The 17,775-nt window shown below is 57.4% G+C and carries 15 protein-coding genes; 5 read left to right on the top strand and 10 right to left on the bottom strand.

Annotated features, from left to right (window positions below):
* Nucleotides 1-11: 11 nt before the first annotated feature.
* The 3 genes from CQ018_RS06445 to CQ018_RS06435 form a co-directional block, all read right to left on the bottom strand.
* Nucleotides 12-1,241, bottom strand: coding sequence for a CaiB/BaiF CoA-transferase family protein (locus tag CQ018_RS06445; protein ID WP_105549154.1), 1,230 nt, complete (start codon nucleotides 1,239-1,241; stop codon nucleotides 12-14).
* Nucleotides 1,238-2,596 (bottom strand): MFS transporter, encoded by a 1,359-nt coding sequence (locus CQ018_RS06440; RefSeq protein WP_105549153.1) that lies wholly within the window; start codon nucleotides 2,594-2,596, stop codon nucleotides 1,238-1,240. The genes CQ018_RS06445 and CQ018_RS06440 overlap by 4 nt, the downstream gene beginning before the upstream one ends.
* 1,392 nt (nucleotides 2,597-3,988) lie before the next feature.
* A complete protein-coding gene (locus CQ018_RS06435; RefSeq protein ID WP_105549152.1) occupies nucleotides 3,989-4,768 on the bottom strand; it encodes a VOC family protein in 780 nt (259 codons plus the stop codon).
* A 264-nt stretch (nucleotides 4,769-5,032) separates the two neighbouring features.
* Between CQ018_RS06435 and CQ018_RS06430 the strand changes: the two genes are divergently transcribed.
* The 3 genes from CQ018_RS06430 to CQ018_RS06420 are packed head-to-tail and all read left to right on the top strand — an operon-like array spanning nucleotide 5,033 to nucleotide 7,604.
* The gene (locus CQ018_RS06430) at nucleotides 5,033-5,995 is read left to right on the top strand and encodes a metal ABC transporter substrate-binding protein (RefSeq protein WP_105549151.1); all 963 of its coding nucleotides are present in this window, start codon (nucleotides 5,033-5,035) and stop codon (nucleotides 5,993-5,995) included.
* Nucleotides 5,992-6,735, top strand: coding sequence for a metal ABC transporter ATP-binding protein (locus CQ018_RS06425; protein WP_105549150.1), 744 nt, complete (start codon nucleotides 5,992-5,994; stop codon nucleotides 6,733-6,735). The genes CQ018_RS06430 and CQ018_RS06425 overlap by 4 nt, the downstream gene beginning before the upstream one ends.
* Nucleotides 6,732-7,604: a metal ABC transporter permease gene (locus tag CQ018_RS06420; RefSeq protein WP_105549149.1), complete on the top strand. Its 873-nt coding sequence runs from the start codon at nucleotides 6,732-6,734 to the stop codon at nucleotides 7,602-7,604. Before CQ018_RS06425 ends, CQ018_RS06420 begins: the two co-directional genes overlap by 4 nt.
* Here the strand turns inward: CQ018_RS06420 and CQ018_RS06415 are convergent.
* The 5 genes from CQ018_RS06415 to CQ018_RS06395 are packed head-to-tail and all read right to left on the bottom strand — an operon-like array spanning nucleotide 7,601 to nucleotide 11,756.
* Complete coding sequence (locus CQ018_RS06415) at nucleotides 7,601-8,275, bottom strand: metal-dependent transcriptional regulator (RefSeq protein ID WP_105549148.1); 675 nt, start codon at nucleotides 8,273-8,275, stop codon at nucleotides 7,601-7,603. The genes CQ018_RS06420 and CQ018_RS06415 overlap by 4 nt on opposite strands.
* Before the next feature lie 58 nt (nucleotides 8,276-8,333).
* The gene (locus tag CQ018_RS06410) at nucleotides 8,334-8,957 is read right to left on the bottom strand and encodes a response regulator transcription factor (RefSeq protein WP_105549147.1); all 624 of its coding nucleotides are present in this window, start codon (nucleotides 8,955-8,957) and stop codon (nucleotides 8,334-8,336) included.
* Nucleotides 8,948-10,096: a sensor histidine kinase gene (locus CQ018_RS06405; RefSeq protein WP_105549146.1), complete on the bottom strand. Its 1,149-nt coding sequence runs from the start codon at nucleotides 10,094-10,096 to the stop codon at nucleotides 8,948-8,950. The genes CQ018_RS06410 and CQ018_RS06405 overlap by 10 nt, the downstream gene beginning before the upstream one ends.
* Nucleotides 10,033-10,788 (bottom strand): ABC transporter permease, encoded by a 756-nt coding sequence (locus CQ018_RS06400; protein WP_105549343.1) that lies wholly within the window; start codon nucleotides 10,786-10,788, stop codon nucleotides 10,033-10,035. The genes CQ018_RS06405 and CQ018_RS06400 overlap by 64 nt, the downstream gene beginning before the upstream one ends.
* On the bottom strand, nucleotides 10,788-11,756 hold the full coding sequence (locus CQ018_RS06395; protein WP_105549145.1) for an ABC transporter ATP-binding protein: 969 nt from the start codon (nucleotides 11,754-11,756) through the stop codon (nucleotides 10,788-10,790). The genes CQ018_RS06400 and CQ018_RS06395 overlap by 1 nt, the downstream gene beginning before the upstream one ends.
* Nucleotides 11,757-12,540: 784 nt before the next feature.
* Between CQ018_RS06395 and CQ018_RS06390 the strand changes: the two genes are divergently transcribed.
* Both CQ018_RS06390 and CQ018_RS06385 read left to right on the top strand, forming a co-directional pair.
* Nucleotides 12,541-14,001 (top strand): APC family permease, encoded by a 1,461-nt coding sequence (locus CQ018_RS06390; protein ID WP_105549144.1) that lies wholly within the window; start codon nucleotides 12,541-12,543, stop codon nucleotides 13,999-14,001.
* Between the two features lie 366 nt (nucleotides 14,002-14,367).
* Nucleotides 14,368-15,291 (top strand): LysR family transcriptional regulator, encoded by a 924-nt coding sequence (locus CQ018_RS06385; RefSeq protein WP_105549143.1) that lies wholly within the window; start codon nucleotides 14,368-14,370, stop codon nucleotides 15,289-15,291.
* A 33-nt stretch (nucleotides 15,292-15,324) separates the two neighbouring features.
* On the opposite strand, the gene CQ018_RS06380 is transcribed toward CQ018_RS06385, so the two are convergent.
* The gene (locus CQ018_RS06380) at nucleotides 15,325-16,665 is read right to left on the bottom strand and encodes an MFS transporter (protein ID WP_105549142.1); all 1,341 of its coding nucleotides are present in this window, start codon (nucleotides 16,663-16,665) and stop codon (nucleotides 15,325-15,327) included.
* Nucleotides 16,662-17,708, bottom strand: coding sequence for an MBL fold metallo-hydrolase (locus tag CQ018_RS06375; protein ID WP_105549141.1), 1,047 nt, complete (start codon nucleotides 17,706-17,708; stop codon nucleotides 16,662-16,664). The genes CQ018_RS06380 and CQ018_RS06375 overlap by 4 nt, the downstream gene beginning before the upstream one ends.
* Nucleotides 17,709-17,775 lie beyond the last annotated feature (67 nt).

Raw genomic sequence — 17,775 nt, 5'->3', positions numbered from 1 at the left:
ATGGTCGTTCCTTACTTATTTGCCCGCTGCAACGATCCGATGGTTGCAACTGGGGGCGTGCAAACTACGCCTTTGGTGTGAAGTTCTTCGATTTGCTGGACCGTGTAGCCAAGACCTGCAAGGATTTGGGAGTTCTGCGCTCCGAGTTCGGGTGCCTCGGCGGAAGTCGTCCTGCGCCATCCGTCGAGGGTGAAGGGAACACCCGGAGAGCTATACGTTTCTCCTTCGGAATCCACTTTTACCATTACCCCTGAGGCCGCCAGATCCGCGTCATCGTCCAGCTCATCGAAAGCCCGTACCGAGCCACACACGATGCCATTGCTCAGGAGCAGTTCAACAACTTCCGCTCGGGTGCTCGTTGAAAGAACCGTGCCCAGCAGTTCAAGTAGTTTCGGACGGTGCGCGACGCGCGCCGGGTTATCTACGAACCGCGGGTCATCAATAAATTCTGGGTGACCGATGGTGGTGCAAAGTGCGGCCCACTTCTCAGCGGTATAGGCCGAGAGCACGATCATTCCGTCCTTGACCCGAACCAAATCTGCGGCTGGTGCCGCATAGCCCTGTCCATTGCCTTTACGGCGTCCGGGTTCCCCGGTGATCGTGTATTCGCCCCACGTTGCTGCCTGCATGGAAATTGCGGATTCCATAAGCGAGGTTTCTACGTGAGCACCCTGCCCGGTGGTGAATCGGGCAAAAAGTGCCGTGAGGATCCCTGTGGCGAGTGCGTTTGCTGCCGCCACGTCAACCACTGCGAAGCCGACTCGCTGGGGATCTCCATTTTCTTCGCCGGTTGATTCCATAATCCCGAATTCGGCCTGGGCCGCTATATCGAGTCCGGGTCGAGTCGAGGATGGGCCGCTTGTCCCAAAACCTGTAATCGATCCATAGATCAGTGTCGGGTACTGATCGCGCACTGCTTCGGCGCCCAGGCCAAGTCTTTCCGCGGCCCCCGGCCGAAAATTGTGAATCAGCACATCTGTATCGGCCAATAATTGGTGGACAACGATGCGTGCCTCGGGCTTCCGCAGGTCTAGGGAAAGACTAGCTTTGTCTCGGTTATAGGCGCGTATCATGGCTTCACCAAAAACTCCGATGCTGCGGGCTTGATCTCCCCGAACATTTTCGATCTTGATCACGGTTGCACCCAGATCGGAGAGCGTCTGGCCGGCTCCAGGTCCCGCGATGTACTGACCAAAATCCAGAACCTTAATGCCGTTCAAAGGGCCCGGTTGCTGATTCATTGTGAGACCTGCTTTCGTGCTTCATACATTGCGGTAAGTTCCAGTAACCTGACTCGTGCTCGGGCCGGATTGAGCATCATTCCGCCCGCGACTCCAAAGACACAAATGGTTATGCCGACGATTAAGAACCCGTTTGAGTAGCCTTGCACCGGGTTTGGTGCGTTTTCTACGATGAGTCCTAGCACGTATGGGGCTACCATTCCGGCAACTGAGTAGGCGGCGACGATGCAGCCAAAGAATGATGCGCGTTGGTGTGCCGGAAGGAAGTCAGAGGCCCCGGCAAATCCAATGGAAAAGGCTACCGAGTTGATGGAGAAAGCTGCGACAACCAAGATCAGTTGCAGTGGGCCTGGCTGGAGCTGCGTAAAGGTGATCATCGAGATACCGGCAAAGAGGAGGCACGCTGCGGTGAGGAAAGAACGTGCAATACGTGACGAGTAACCGAGCTTGAGCAATTTACCCGAAAGCAAACCAGCGCTTATCAAGACAATGACTGCAACGATGTAGGGAATGGTGACCAACATGCCGACGCTCTCCATTGAATACCCGAGGCCTTCATTCATGAAGGCTGGCAGCCATGAGACTTTCAGCGAGGTGATCAGGTATCCGGCGAATGACAAGAGTGCCAGTCCCCAGAAGCTCGGAATCAAAAGCAAACGATAGAAGGGGACTGAAATATCGCCGTTCGGATCGACCTTGGCAACCTTCTCGGCTTTTACACCCTTGGAGGCTACACGTTTGCGGAAAGGTAGTTTGTCAGCGTAGAAGAACCACACAATGGTCCAGATGACACTTACCGCGACCAAGAAGATGAAGGATGCGTGCCAATCCCATTTGAGAATGATCCAGGTGAGGATCGGCGCTGCAAGCAGTGGTCCTAACGATGAACCCGCATTGACTACGGCGCCTGCTGCGGCGCGCTTCTCTGGGGGGAAGAGTTCATGAACAATCGACTGGCAGAGCGCGTGGGCCGGTCCTTCAAAAAAGCCCAAGGCTATGCGACTTGCAAGCAGAACACCGAACGTGGTCTGAGTGGTCAAGGGCAGCATCGTTAAGATCCACGTGATCATCAGGATGCCGGCGGCCCAGTTATAGGAAATCTTTCTAAATGCTGCGGTGAGCGTGACGGCACCGACAGCGAATAGCCAGAAGAAAGCGCTGGACAGCAAACCATATTGGCTCGCGCTCAGATCCATACTTTCGCGGATCGGCTTGCTCGCAAGTCCGATAGCTGCTTTGTCTGCGAAGTTCAGCATGAAGAAAATCAATAGCATCACGACGATGCCCCAATTGCGCCTGCTACTTGGCGTGCTGGAAACCCCGACGCTGTGTTTTGGGGATGTGGTGATGGCCATTGCGTTCTCCTTTTGATCCCAATTCGGATGATGTGATTCGAGACACATGATTTGCTCTCACCTCAATTAGAGGCCACGGGTCAGAAGCGTTCAACGGCCAAGTTGCCGTCACACCGTTCGGTTAAACCGAACGGTCAATCACACCACCACTTTCAGATCACTCAAGCGCACGCTCCCTCCTCAGAATCATTCGACCACCATCTTCCATTACTCACAGGGGGCCGATCCGAAGGTGCGGCTAACACCGAACAACGCAAACCATCACACACTGCAATACCCGCTGAGCTTGTCACTCGGCTTCACAACTGAGGTCAGCAAATGCATGCCAAACCCCACTTTAAACCCTGCTGATACGCGTCGGCAGCACTGCGGTTGCCAAGGCTCCTCCCGATCCTGAGTGATGCGTTAAATCTGCTGATTCCGCACCCATCACATCCCGCGAAGTCGCCGCCGGGTTCCTCGCGGCAAAACCTTTTGACACGTTCCTTGCCATCATGATTCGCTTGAACGCATCGGCATAGATTCTTTTCGTGGAACTATCGCGGAGGCGGCTGACCAGTTACTGGAAAACATTGCCGAGCGCACTTAGGAAGAAGCCCAAAAGATCGTTTCGCGTAGCGTGGGCGATGCCTAGACCCGCGGTGATTTGGTCAATATGCCAATGCCAACTGGAGTTTTGCGGCTACATACGACGCTTGTACGCCAGGAATCCTTCTTTGTTTGCGGCGAGGTTGGAAAACCTGCATTGGAAGAAATCATTGATGCTATTTGTCCGCCACTATTGCTAACGACATCTGTGGTCCAGCCAATTTGGCCTTCCGGCAAGTCAATATTGTTGCATCGACTAATTGTGTGTTTCCGTGCGCGACGGAATGAATCAATTAGCTGAATACCTGGACGTTGGTCACATCATCCAGATAAAGGCGAACAGCCCTCCTGAAACCTCTCAATAGCAGTCTCTGGGGGGCGGTAAAGTGCTCGGGTGCTTAGGCTCCGCCCGGCACCGGCTCCCTGGCCCTACCGCTCCCCATTGTGCCGAGGGCCCGCGCCGCAGCACGAATCTCAGAGTCGTTGCTCGAGATGATCGAGGCAGCGTCATTCAGGCGCCAGTATGCTCCGTAGGAGTCACGCGGGGTGTCAGTTCCGCATTCTCCGCAACCAGCTCCATGCGGATGAACTCAATCACGCTGCGCAGCTGGGCCCCGGCCACATCCGCTGCTGACGGCTTCCGTCACATGCTCCACCGGAACTCACAAACAAAAACTTTCGCAACGGACCGGAAGCGAGCGGGCTTCGAGCGAATCCTCATTGGAGATGTGAACTTCGGACTTAAACAACATCGGCCCATCCCTCAAATCTGGAATGCGGTCGATGTGTCGGTCAATCTAGTGATTACCCCAAGTTCATCTCCTGGGTGATCCAGAACTGCGCACCTGTTGCGTCGGTGAGCGCCGCATTGCGGCCAAATGGTGTGTCCTCAGCGGGCTGTATCACGGTTCCACCACGGGCCAAGGTCTCTTGGATGGTGGCATCCGCATTTTCCACGGCGAAGTAGACGTGCCAGTTGGCGGGAACCTCTGCGGGAAGGAACGAGGTGGCATCCATGATTCCTGCCGTAGCTTCCTCATTCGACCCCAAAGTGGAGTAGCGGAATTCGTCGCTGTCTCCCACCACGCTGATATCCCATCCAAACACGTCTTCATAGAACTTTACTGTGGCCGGGAAATTGCGGGTAAATAGCTCATGCCAGGCAGGAGCCCCCGGCTCGGCCGCAAGTTGGTAGCCGGTGTGGCCGCCGAATTCCCACAGGCCAATTGAGGCACCTCCGACATCCCCAATCATTGCCATCTTGCCCTGCTTGGGAACATCCATGGGTTGCAGATGAACCGTGCCGCCGTTGACCGCCGCCGCCTGAACACTTGCAGCAATATCTTCCACACGCAGATACGTGCTCCAGACATCCGGGTAGCCCGAGACGCCATCGTTCTCCATGAGGCCCGCAACGGCTTGCCCATCCTTGAATGCCATGGTGTAGCCGCCGTATTTTTCTTGGTCCCCAATTTCGAAGGTCCAGCCAAAGAGCGCGGAATAGAAACCCATGGAGCGCTGTGGGTCAGAAGTCATCAAATCGATCCAACAGGGTGATCCGGCAGTAATGGTTGGCTTGGGCATAGCGGTAATCCAATTCCCTCGAAACGGTCTCTGATGCAACAGCGAGTCTATGCCCGTGCACTCTGGGCGGCAATGGATTCCATCAAGCAGTTTTCCAATCGAGGTGCCACCTCTTTATCTGCACAAGAACAATCCCCGCATCACCCCAAACCGACAAGTTACGTCATGGCGTACATTTATGTACGGAATGGCGTAACATGAATTATTCGGTGTTTATCCAACCCGTTCCCTGACATCTCCAGCACTCCCCTCTCTAGGACCTCAATGACGAATCGTCCCTTCTTTCAATCTTCCACCGCCCGTTGGCGCACGCGCCTAGTGACAACGTTTGCGGCCATTGCGCTCACCACGGTGATGACTGGCTGCGACTCCCCCGGCGCCATTTCCGCTCCGGACGCCAACGACCGTCCGGTCGTGCTGACCACCTTCACGGTGTTGGCAGACATCGCCCAAAACGTCGCCGGCGACAAGCTTGAGGTCCAATCGATTACCAAGGTCGGGGCCGAGATCCACGGCTACGAACCCACGCCGCAAGACATCGCCAAGGCTTCCAAAGCCCAACTGATCCTGGACAACGGACTGAACCTCGAGGCCTGGTTCGGCAAGTTCGTCGCCGAACTCGACGTGCCCCATGCGGTGCTCAGCGACGGGATCGAGGTCATGGACATCACCGAGGACGCCAACGCCGGCAAACCCAACCCGCACGCCTGGATGAGCCCGGTGAACGTGCAGCACTACGTGGCCAACATCTGCGACGCCTTCATCGAACTCGACCCGGAAAACCACGAGCACTACACGGCCAACGCCAGCGCCTACACCGCGCAATTACAAGCCCTACAGAAAAAAATCGTCGATGGGCTCTCCGAGCTGAAGGAGCACGAACGCGCGCTGGTGTCCTGCGAAGGCGCCTTCTCCTACCTGGCCCGCGACGCCGGGCTGAAGGAAAAATACATCTGGGCGGTAAACGCAGAACAGCAGGCCACCCCGCGACAAATCGTCTCGGTCATCGAGTTCGTCAAGGAACACCGGGTGCCGGCGGTCTTCTGCGAATCCACGGTCTCCGATGCCCCAATGCAGCAGGTCGTCCAGGCCACCGACGCCGTATTCGGCGGCACCCTGTATGTCGATTCGCTGTCCGAGGCCGATGGCCCGGTGCCCACCTATCTGGAAATGATCACGCACGACACCGACGTGATCCTCGAGGCGCTGACCGGGAGCGTCAAGTGAGCGTCCCGGCCATCGAGGCCAACGGACTGACGGTGCGCTACGGCGAGGTGCTGGCCCTTGACGAGGCCAGCCTGACCCTGCACCCCTCGCGCATCTGCGGGCTGGTGGGCATGAACGGATCGGGCAAGTCCACGCTCTTCAAGGCCATCATGGGCCTGCTCAAGCCCGAGTCCGGCACCGTGCGCATCAACGGCGACACACCGGCCAAGGCCCGCAAATCCGCGGCCATCGGCTATGTTCCGCAATCTGAGGACGTGGACTGGTCATTCCCCGTCTCGGTGCACGACGTGGTGATGATGGGCCGCTACGGGCACATGGGCTTCACCCGGCGGCCCGCGAAGGCCGACAAGCTCGCCGTCGCAGAGGCTCTGGAGCGCGTGGAGCTGACCGACTATGCGCACCGACAAATCGGCCAGCTCTCCGGCGGGCAGAAGAAACGTGCCTTCGTGGCCCGCGGCATCGCCCAGGAGGCCACGGTGCTGCTGCTTGATGAGCCGTTTGCCGGGGTGGACAAGAGATCCGAGGCCACCATCACCCGGTTGCTGCGCGAGCAAGCAAGCGCCGGGGCAGCAATTTTGGTTTCCACCCACGATCTGCACGCCTTGCCGGCGCTGGCCGACGAGGCGGTGCTCTTGATGCAAAAGGTGCTCATGCACGGGGACCCACAGACCGTGCTGCGTCCCGAAAATCTTGCTCTGGCCTTTGGCCTCGATGTCCTGGGAAGGGACGAGAATTCATGAACCCAATCGACTTGCTCCTTGAACCACTGAGCTACGGCTTCATGCTCAACGCGCTGGCCACCGCGGTCACCGCCGCGACCGTGTGCGCGGTGCTCTCCTGCTGGCTGGTGCTGATCGGCTGGTCACTGATGGGAGATGCGGTCTCCCACGCGGTGCTCCCGGGCGTCGTACTGGCCTACATGTTCTCGGTACCCTTCGCCATCGGTGCGTTGCTCTTCGGGTTCCTAGCCGTGGGCCTGATCGGTGCGGTGCGCGATACCAGCCGAATCAAGGAGGACGCGGCCATCGGCATAGTCTTCTCCACGCTCTTCGCGCTGGGCCTGGTGTTGATCTCGGTGACCCCCTCGGAAACCGATCTGGGCCATATCATCTTCGGGAACCTGTTGGGCGTCTCGAAGGAAGAGGTCCTGCAGATCCTCATCTTGGGCGCGCTGGCTCTTGCCGCGCTATTGCTTTGGCGCCGGGATTTCACGCTTTTTGCCTTTGATGCCACACATGCGCACGCCATCGGGTTGAACCCACGGTTGCTGGGCGCAGCCCTGCTGGGCTTGTTGGCGCTGACCTCGGTGGTGGCGTTGCAGGCGGTGGGCGTGATCCTGGTGGTCGCGATGCTGATCATCCCCGGAGCCACCGCGCACCTACTCACCGACCGCTTCGGGCGGATGCTGTTGATCGCCCCGGCCATCTCGGTGGTGTGCGCGATCATCGGGCTGTACGCCAGCTACTATCTGGACACCGCCTCCGGTGGCATGATCGTGCTGGTCCAGGGAGCCGCGTTCGCGCTTGTGTACCTCTTTGCACCCGCGCAGGGGCTAGTGGGGCGCAAAATCAGCGCCTCGGTGCGCCGCCGATCCGCGAAAGCAGTTTAAACGCGCGAGACATAGAGCGCTTCGACTACTTGGCGACCCAGGGTCACCGCACGATTTCCGTCTTCGACGTCGACCTGCACGGCGTCGGAGAAGGGAATGAGCTCGGCGATAAGCAGTCTAACCCCGGGCACCACGCCTTGGGAACTGAGGTATTGCAGTAGCGCGGGATCCTCATCGGATATCCGTTCCACCGTGACTCGCTCGCCGGGCTCAACGGTGCTCAGCAGCACCGCATCGGGCACACTCAGCGCCCCATCGGCGGCCGGGATCGGGTCTCCGTGCGGGTCTCGCGTCGGGTGACCAAGAAATTCATCGAGGCGTTCGACCATGAAATCGCTCATGGCATGTTCAAGATTCTCCGCCTCGTCATGGACCTGGTCCCAGTCATAGCCAAGCGTCCGAACGAGGAAGGTTTCTAGTAGACGATGTCGCCGCACCATATCCAGCGCGTATTTACGCCCCAGAGTTGTCAGTTCCACGGCCCCGTACCGGGCGTGGCTCACCAATCCCTGCGCGGTAAGCCTGCGCACCGCATCGGAAACTGAGGAAACCTTCAGCCCAGATTTTTGGGCAATATCCGTGGCGGTAACCGGCTCGTCAGACCATTCGGAGAGGCCCCAAATGACCTTCAAATAGTTCTGTGTGCTGACCGAAAGTTCCGAAACCGACATGTGTACGAGTCTACCGATAGCCCCGCGTCGTTATGTGCAGCCCCAAGACCGAGTACTACTAGATCCAGCCCTGTTCGTGGGCTGCATGCGCGGCTTCGATGCGGTTTGCGGCGCCGGTTTTTCCTATGGCATTTGAAAGGTGGTTGCGCACGGTTCCAACACTTAGGTGCATCGCTGCGGCAATCTGCGCCACCGGAGCACCACTCTGGGCTTGCGACAGAACTTCTCGTTCGCGTTCGGTGAGTGGGTTGGAACCGCCCATCAAGGATTGCGCGGCCAATGACGGGTCAACTACACGGCCGCCTGCGTGAACTTGGCGCACCGCATCGGCGAGCGCAGCCGAGGGTGTGTCCTTCACCAGAAATCCGCTGGCTCCGGCATCGAAGGCGGCGCGCAGATAACCGGGCCGGTCAAAGGTTGTCACCATCAGTACCTTGCACTCTGGCATCCGCTGACGCAGGATGGCTGCTGCTTCCAGCCCATCCATGATCGGCATTTGGATATCGAGCAATGCCACCTGAACGCGGTGTTCGGCGGCCAGCGCAGCAACTTCACTTCCGTCACCGGCCTGCGCCACCACGCAGATATCGGGTTCAAGATTTAGCAATGCGGCAAGTGCCCCGCGCACCAGTGCTTGGTCATCTGCCAACAAAACACGAATTGGGTCTTCTTTTAGTTCCATCGCACAGCAACTTTAGTGCCACCGTGGGAGGATTCTCCGATGCTCAGTTCGGCCCCGGCAAGTCTTGCCCGTTCCCGCATGCCGCGAATGCCGTGTCCCTCGCTGCTGCCGGATAAGGAATCGCCATCGTCTTCGATGCTCAGTGCCTCATCAGTAATAGTGATCCAACAGGAAGCGGCATGGGCATGGCGCAACACATTGGTCACAGATTCGCGCAATATCCACGACAAGGCGTGGGAACGGACCACATCAATTTTTTCGGCGTTTCCCACCACCATGGTCGCGAGCCCGGCATCGCGCAATGCTTCACGAGTTAATCGTAATTCTTCCTCCAACGTGGTACGCCGTAGTCCGCCAACTGTAGCGCGAATTGAATCGAGGGCTTCAACGGTCAGTGCGCGAATCTGTTGTAATTCCTCGCGGGCCTTTTCAATATCGGTATCAAGTAGACGTTCGGCAAGTTCAGCCTTCAGGCTTACCGCGGTCAGCGAATGTCCCAAGACATCATGGACGTCTCTGGCCATGCGGTCCTGCTCGCTGAGGATCGTGAAGTCTTGATGTAATGCGTCAGCGGCAATGCTGCGTCTTATCAAGGTTGCGTTTACCGCGTTGGCAATAATGAGCACCACCAACAGACAAATCAAGAAAATCAGTTCATCAAACAGGTTTCCCACCAATGCCACGGCGATAGCCGATCCCAGGGTCACACCGCTGGTCCACCACATCCAACGCACGGACATGAGGTAGGCAGAGAAAGAAATAATGAATGGTCCAAAGCTATAAACATTGACCCCGATCAGCGGGATAGTTCCCAGCGCAACTCCGACTAATAGCGCAAAGTACAGGTATACCTGCGCGCTTGGTGTTCTGCCCATCTGTCCGCTGAATTTGTAGAAACCTACAAGATAAATCGCTGCGAAGCTACCTATAGCTCCGTAAGCGACGAGGCTTCGCGTTAAGTCCATATCCGAGGCGACTATTGCGTTGATCGGATAGATCAAGAAAATAATCCAGACCGCGGCCAGTAGCCACCCGTACCTTACCCAAAAGGAGTCGGGGCTTGGAGGTGCTGCCTTCATTTCCGCGCCTGCGAACGACGAACCGCCCACAGCGCGAGTCCCGCGAAGATCAGTATCCATGCAACAAGGTTAGCCATAAGTAGCCCCCATGAGTCGCTGGCACCCGTGTCATTGGCCAGATATCCCTCGGTGAGTGGGTATCTGGCGAGCCCCACGAAGCCATACATCGGGGTGAATTTAGCGATGTCCAGCAGGACTCCGCTGAGCGGCATGAAAACATTGCCAAAGAATGCGAAGAACACCATGCCGCTGCTGGCAATGCCGATTGCTGTTTCCGATTTGAAAGCTAGCCCTGCGGCCATGCCATAGAGGGCAAATACACCGGATCCCACTACGGTAATGGCGTAGCTTGCCACCCAGAGCCATGGTTCATCTGCTCTGGCGCCGGTTGCGGCGCCAGTGAGGAACACTGCCAGGGCGCTAGCACTGGAAACGACCATTGCCACCACTATTTTGCAGGCCACGAATCCTGCCGGTTTCATGGGGGTCAGCGCTATTTGCCGCCCCCACCCGAGCATTGCCTCGGTCGCCGCGGTTCCGGCAATGGCTGTTGTGGCAACCGCCGAACCATAGGCGGCCATGGAGACCATGATATAAAATTTCACGTTTCCGTTGCCGAAGGTCTCGCTGCCCTGACCAAACATGTTTCCAAAAAGCACATACATGGCTACCGGCATCAGTACCGCAAACATCAGGTTCATCACGTCGCGGGACTGGCGGAACAATTCGATGCGAACATAGGTGGCATTCATTATTTTGTCTCCGTCAATGCCATAAAGGCGGTTTCAAGGGTAGGTGCGCTGATTTCCAGGTCGGTGGCTCCAAGTTCTCGCAACAACATGAGTGCCGCAGCATCCGAGGCTGGCCCGGTGACCGATACCCGGTTTCCCTTGGTGTGTATGTCGATGACTTCTGGAAGGGTACCTAGCGCTTCAAGTGCGGGTTGTATCGGGAGCTGCGGCGGGAGCAACGCACTCACCACGCGTCCGCCTGTCATTTCCCGCAATGTTGTAGTCGGGCCATCGGCAAGAACCCTGCCGGCGCCAATCAATACAGTGCGTTCGGCGAAGTCTTGCGCCTCTTCAAGGTAATGGGTTGCGAACAATACTGTTCGACCGGCCAACGCATCTTCACGCATGGTGTCCCAGAATGCATGGCGTGCCGCAACATCCATACCCGCGGTTGGCTCATCAAGAATCAGTAATTTTGGATCCGGCAGCAATGCAAGGGCAAACTTCAGGCGTTGTTGCTCACCACCCGAGCATTTAGAAACCTTGCGGCGTGCCAACGCCACGATGTTGGTTCGTTCCATGACCTCGTCAATGCGGTCTTTGACTCCGTGCAGTGCGGCAATGGCGGTGACCGTTTCACGTACTGTCAGATCACGCAGCAGTCCTCCGGTTTGTAGCACAGCCGAGATTTCTCCGGCTTCAACGGCTTCGCGCGGACTCTTGCCTAGTACCGAGATGAGCCCAGCAGTTGGCTGGGTCAGTCCGAGCATCATATCGATGCTTGTGGTTTTGCCTGCCCCGTTTGGGCCCAGAAACGCAACGATTTCCCCTGCGCCGACGCTTAAATCGATTCCTGCTACAGCATCGAACGGGCCGTCAGCCGTGCGGAAGGTCTTGCGCACGCCACGCAGTTCAAGGGCGCTGGGGCACCCTTGGCTCTGCTTTTCGTCCCGTAACGAATGCGTGTTTTGCTCGGTTCTTTCACTCATGCCTCTAGTCTTCAGCGTCTTAGGCAGGGACAGAAGAGCAAAAACTCATGAATTGCCCATGACACTTGTCATGGGCAACGCACGAGCCGCAAGAATTTTCAATCGGTGCGGCCTCGCGTTGCACCATAAACCTTAGTTTCTAGCGTCCGAAAAGACGTGCAAACCAGCTGCCGGAGGATTGCTTAGGGGCATTTGGATCGCACGTACAGCGTTCGGCGCGAGGCACGTGGGCCATGACTTGTTTGATGTGTTGACCGCATCCCGCCCAGGTGGTCTTCTGACACTTACGACAGCTAACTGCACGGCACATGCACTAATTCCTTTTACTCTTCTCTTATGAGAGCACCGCCTGGCGCTCTCTGGCTACTTGACGCAAGTCTTTCATATACCCCGCGGGGTATAAAAATCACGCGGGTCAGCCAGTGCGCCCCCGCCTTCCGAGCCGAGACACATTCACGCAACATAAGCACCACCAAAAATTCCGAGCACTTCACAAAACAACAAGTCAGAGTCCACTTTTGAGGCATACCTCCACGCGCAGCCGCGCGTAGCGTAGATAACAATTTGAACCACGTAAGCCAGATCACAGGGCGAGGATTTGATCGCTTTATCGGGTGAGCGGCGCCACCGGCGCGCCAAGCGGAATGATGCACACCATAGGACTCGCTCGCATTGGGCAAGCGCCCAGCGGGACCGGCATTTCTGAGCATCATGCACATAGATGCGGGTCACGTAGTTCGGGGATAGTGCACGGTTGACTGCACAAAGGAGTGATACCCCCACCATGACCACAGATTCAAAGTCACAAGCTGCACCGGCGAACACGCTGGCCAAGACGCTGGGCAACCGCGATGCACTCGCACTCGGCTTCGGCGCCATGATCGGATTCGGCTGGGTGGTACTCACCGGCGGCTGGCTTTCCAGTGCCGGAACCATGGGCGCCATCCTCGCGATGCTCACCGGCGGTGCCATCATGGCTATCGTCGGCCTGACCTACGCCGAATTGACGGCTTCAATGCCCAAGGCCGGAGGGGAACACAACTTCATCCTGCGCGCGCTGGGCCCACGCCCCTCATTCATTGGCTCTTGGGCCATCACCGGCGGCTACGTGACAATCGTGGCCTTCGAGGCCGTGGCCCTGCCACGCACCATTGAATACATCGTCCCCGGTTTGAGCCAGATCCCGCTGTGGACTATCGCCGGGTTCGAGGTACACCTCACCTGGGCACTTGTCGGTGCGGTGGCAGGGGCCATCATCACGGTCATCAATATCTTGGGCGTGAAACAGGCCGGTATCGTGCAGACCTTCACGGTGCTCTTCCTGCTGATCATCGGCGCGCTACTGCTCTTTGGCTCGGTGACCGGTGGTAGCACCGAGAACATGTTCCCGATGTTCAACAACGGCGTCAGCGGTTACTTTGCCGTGTTGATGGTTGTTCCGTTCCTCTTCATCGGTTTCGACGTGATCCCGCAGTCGGCAGAAGAGGTCAACATCCCACCGCGTCAGATCGGCAAGCTTGTGGTCCTTGCCGTGGTGCTTGCCACCGCTTGGTACATCATGGTCGTCCTGACCACCGCTTCCTCCATGCCGGCAACGGAACTAGCCGGGACCGACATCGCCACGGCGGACGCCATGGGCGCACTGTTCGGCTCGGACATTATGGCCAACATCCTGATCGCCGGCGGCATCGCGGGCATCCTGACTTCGTGGAACTCGCTGCTGCTCGGCGCCTCCCGCTTGGTTTTCTCGCTGGCTCGCTCCGGCATGCTACCGGCCTGGTTTGGCGCGCTGCACCCGAAGTTCCGCACCCCGCACAACGCCATCTTGTTCATCGGCGGCATCTCCATGCTGGCACCGTTCTTCGGCGTCGAGATGCTCGGCTGGCTGGTTGATGGTGGAGCCCCGAGCATCATCATCGCCTACTTCCTGGTGGCCGTGACGTTCCTAGTGCTGCGTAAGCGCGAACCGAGCATGGACCGCCCGCTGCGCGTGGGCGGAACCGGCAACGGCGGCATCATCATCGGCATCGGCGCCGTGGTGCTGACCCTTGCCCTGTTTTCCCTGTACATGCCGGGCATGCCTGCCTCGCTGTCCTGGGAACCCTGGCTGATCTTCTTTATCTGGTGGGGTTTGGGTGCCTTGTTCTTCTTCAAGGTTCCCGGCGGCATCAAGGCCGGCATTGATGCCGAGGAACATGTCCTTGAAATCGTCAATGCTCGTAAGGCAGCAAAAGCCAAGAAGTAGTTGCTGGCACTTAGCCCAGGACCAAACACGGTAAATGGTGGGCTCCGCTTCTTGTAGGGGGGCCACCATTTGCTTGTGAATGTGCTGCGCCACCTTCACCTAAAATATTAACTAACCTGATATTTGGTCGCGCGTGCCTCGTGGATGAGTGCCAGTAGCTATGTTGTCCCTTCCTACCCCGGAGCAATTCGCGGAGTGAATAGCAGCATTGGAATTCTGGATGTGGATGTTACACGAGCATGCTGCAGAAGCCAGAATCGTGGGTGGGCCCAAGAACACCGACGGCATCTTTATAGATGCGCTCGAGCGTAGTCACGTTGGTACAGGGCGGTAAGCATTGAACGTACATCGGCTACGCTGACAGTCGTGGTTAACTACACGCTTAGACAATTGCAGTACTTCATAGCCGTCGCGGATTCCGGATCAATCTCCGGTGCCGCAGTAGCATGCCATATTTCTCAGGCTGCTATGTCCCAGTCGATCACCGAGCTGGAACGAATCGTCGGCTCACAATTGCTGGTTCGTCACCGCGCCCGTGGCGTTGTCCTCACAGCAGTGGGAACCCATTTTTTGCGTGACGCCAAAGATTTGATTCGACATGCCGAAGAAGTTCAAGAACATATCGGAGATCGCCAAAGCACGCTCTCGGGACCGTTGGTGATCGGTTGTTATACGAGCCTTTCGGCATTCTGGCTGCCGATCATCTGCGAGCAATTCACCAAGCCAAATCCCGGTCTCGAAGTTAAAATCATTGAGGGCGACGGTACTTTACTGCAAGAGCGCATGCTTGAAGGCTATCTGGATGCGGTGCTCACGCACACTCGGCATCTGCTTCCAACTGTCAGCCATACCTCGGTCATGACAGGAAGACCCTATGTTTTGCTTCCTGCCAATCACCGGTTGGCAGCGGCAGGTAGCGTGAAACTTGCAGATCTAGTCGATGAAGATTTTGTGTCTCTGGATATCCCCACGGTGCGCGATAACCAGTTAGTCAACTTGCGTATGTCTGGACTTGACCCGAAAATTGCTTGGCGGTCCAGTAGCTTTGAGGCTGTGCGCGGTATGGTTGCCCGTGGACTTGGATATTCGGTATTGGTCCAACGCCCACCGGTCAATCTGAGCTACGACGGATTGCCCTTGGCGGTACTAGAAATCGACGGACCAGTGGGGCAAAGCGACGTGTGCGTCGCCTACACAGCATCCCAACGCCCCAGTTTGCGGTTACGTGCGTTCATTGAATTTTGCGAGCAGGTGGGCGCCGAACGCGACGCGGGGGCGGACCTGCCGTAGCAGTTCCACCCCCGCTGAGTGTGTCTTTGTGCCTTACATATGTTCGGCGTTAAGATCGGCGTCTTTGCCTTCCTTCATGCTGCGCATGGCAAGTGCTGCAACAATGAAGGCACCGGCCCAGACGGCCCCAGCAATCCATAATGTTCCTCCACCGAGGATCACCAATCCTGCAACAATCATCGGGGTAAACCCGGCACCAAGTGTCGAGGAAAGCTGGTACACCAGTGAGGCACCGGTGTAGCGAATACGGGTTGGGAACAGCTCGGCGGTGAAGGCACCAAACGGGCCGAAGATCGTGCCCTGGACCAAACCATTGGCCAGGAACAAAGCGATGGCAAAGAGCCAGAGTTCACCAAGCTGCAGCATCCACATGATCGGCAAGGCCAGCACGGCACCGGAGATGATACCAACCATCATGACCGGGCGGCGTCCGATTCGGTCCGAATAACGGGCTGCGATCCACACACCAACGATGGTCAGCGCTGCACCAACCGCCTTGATATTAAGCACGGCTGTACGATCCATACCGGCTTCTTCAACTACATAGGAGATCGCCCAAACCGTCATCAGTCCCTGAACCGTGTAGGAGCTCATGCCCACCAAGGTGCCCATGATCACTGATTTGGGGTACTTGGTCAGTACCTGCATCAGTGGGATCTTCTTTTCCTCGGCCTTGTCTTCAAGCGCAAGGAACAATGGGGACTCGGCAACCTTGAGACGAATCACCAAACCAATGCCAACCAGCAGAATGCTGGCAATAAACGGGATACGCCAACCCCACGCCAAGAATTGATCGTTGGGAAGTGTCGATACGGCAGAGACAGCCAACGTTGCCATAACGGCGCCTGCCGGGCCACCCATGTTTGCAAAACTTGCTGCAAATCCGCGGCGTTCCTTAGGAGCGTGTTCAAGCGCCATCAGCATAGCGCCACCCCATTCACCACCTACGGCCAATCCTTGGACAATGCGTAGGACAATCAGCGCGATCGGTGCGATCATGCCCACCTGTGCGGTGGGTGGCAGCAGGCCAATGATGGTTGAGGCTACACCCATCATGACCATGGAGGTGATGAGCACACCCTTGCGGCCCAGCTTGTCACCGAAGTGTCCAAAGACGATGCCACCGAGCGGTCGCGCCAGATAGCCTACGGCGAGGGTCGCAAAGGATGCGAAAAGGGCAACCGAAGGGGGAAGGTTTACGAAGAAGACCTTATTGAAAACGAGCGATGCTGCCGTTGCGTACAGGATGAAGTCGTAGAACTCGATGGCACTGCCAATGAAGGATGATGCCAAGATTCGGCGCATCTGTGGGGAGTTCAGCGAGGGGACTTCTAGTTGTTCTTTCGCGTGTGCGGCGACTGAATTTCGACTCATCGGGAAGCCACCATTTCTGCGTGCTGGGTTGCAAAGGAGATGATATCCAAATCATCGGGAACAAGGAAGGTGCCTGCGAAGTCTTTAGCGTGGGAGCGCCAGACTTCAATCGGTGTAGTACCGGGAACCAAGTGGTGCAAGGCCAGCGTACGGGCCCCCGCACGTTCTGCTAGATCGATAGCCTGCGCGGCCGAGGTGTGCGAAAGCCGGTGGTGATCCATGGATGCTTGTGCGGCTTCGGTACCGATGCTGCCATAGGCACGCTCGACCCAGTCAAAATCGATGGCTTCATGAAGCAAGAGATCGGTGTCTTTGGCCAGCGTGACAAGGTTTTCACATGGTGCGGTGTCCCCAGAAATCGTTACCGATCCTTCTACTGTGTCAAAGCGGAAGGCGAAGGCCGGGGCAATCGGTGGGTGCTTGACCAAGGTTGCGGTCACGGTGACCAGCTCATCACGGTAGATCTCGAACGGTTCGAAGTTCTCCGGGGTCGGATTTTCATTTGCGTGATAGTCGGTTCCTTCGGGAATCTTGATATCACGTGCGATGAAGTGGTCCAGCGGGGAAGGCCGCAGCGCGTCAATGACTCGGTCATTCAAATCCGTGGCGTAGGCCTGCATCAAGTGGCTGAACATGCTCGCGGTACCCGGAGTTGAATTTGCCGGGTAAAGCGGTGTTGGCGGGACCTTGGCACGCGGTGAGACCGGTGGCAACATGCCGCGGTCGCCCGGACCAATAATATGGATCGGAGCCTGCCCATCCTTGAGCGTAAACAGACCGAAGATGGCAAGCGATGCAAGATCAATAGTGTGATCCGAGTGCAGGTGGGTCAGGAAGATTCCACGCACGTCGGCGGTGCTGAAGCCCGCCTTCATGAGCTGGTTTCCCACGCCGGTTCCGGCATCGACCAGGTACACGGTTGAACCGACAACTACCGCCGTTGAGATTCCTGCGCGCTTGCCAGCATTTTCGCCGGTCCACCAGCGTGGCCCGCCCGCGGTGCCCAGCGTAACCACGTGGGGTTTCAGGGTTGTGTTGTGCACGTGCCTGGCTCCTTGTTGTAAAAGGGATGATTCTTCTACTAACCAGCATGCGTGACCTGCACTACAT

Source organism: Arthrobacter sp. MYb227, from assembly GCF_002975435.1.
Classification (GTDB): Bacteria; Actinomycetota; Actinomycetes; order Actinomycetales; family Micrococcaceae; genus Paeniglutamicibacter.
The sequence above is the reverse complement of the archived record's forward strand: the minus strand, read 5'-3'. Positions and strand labels throughout refer to the sequence as shown.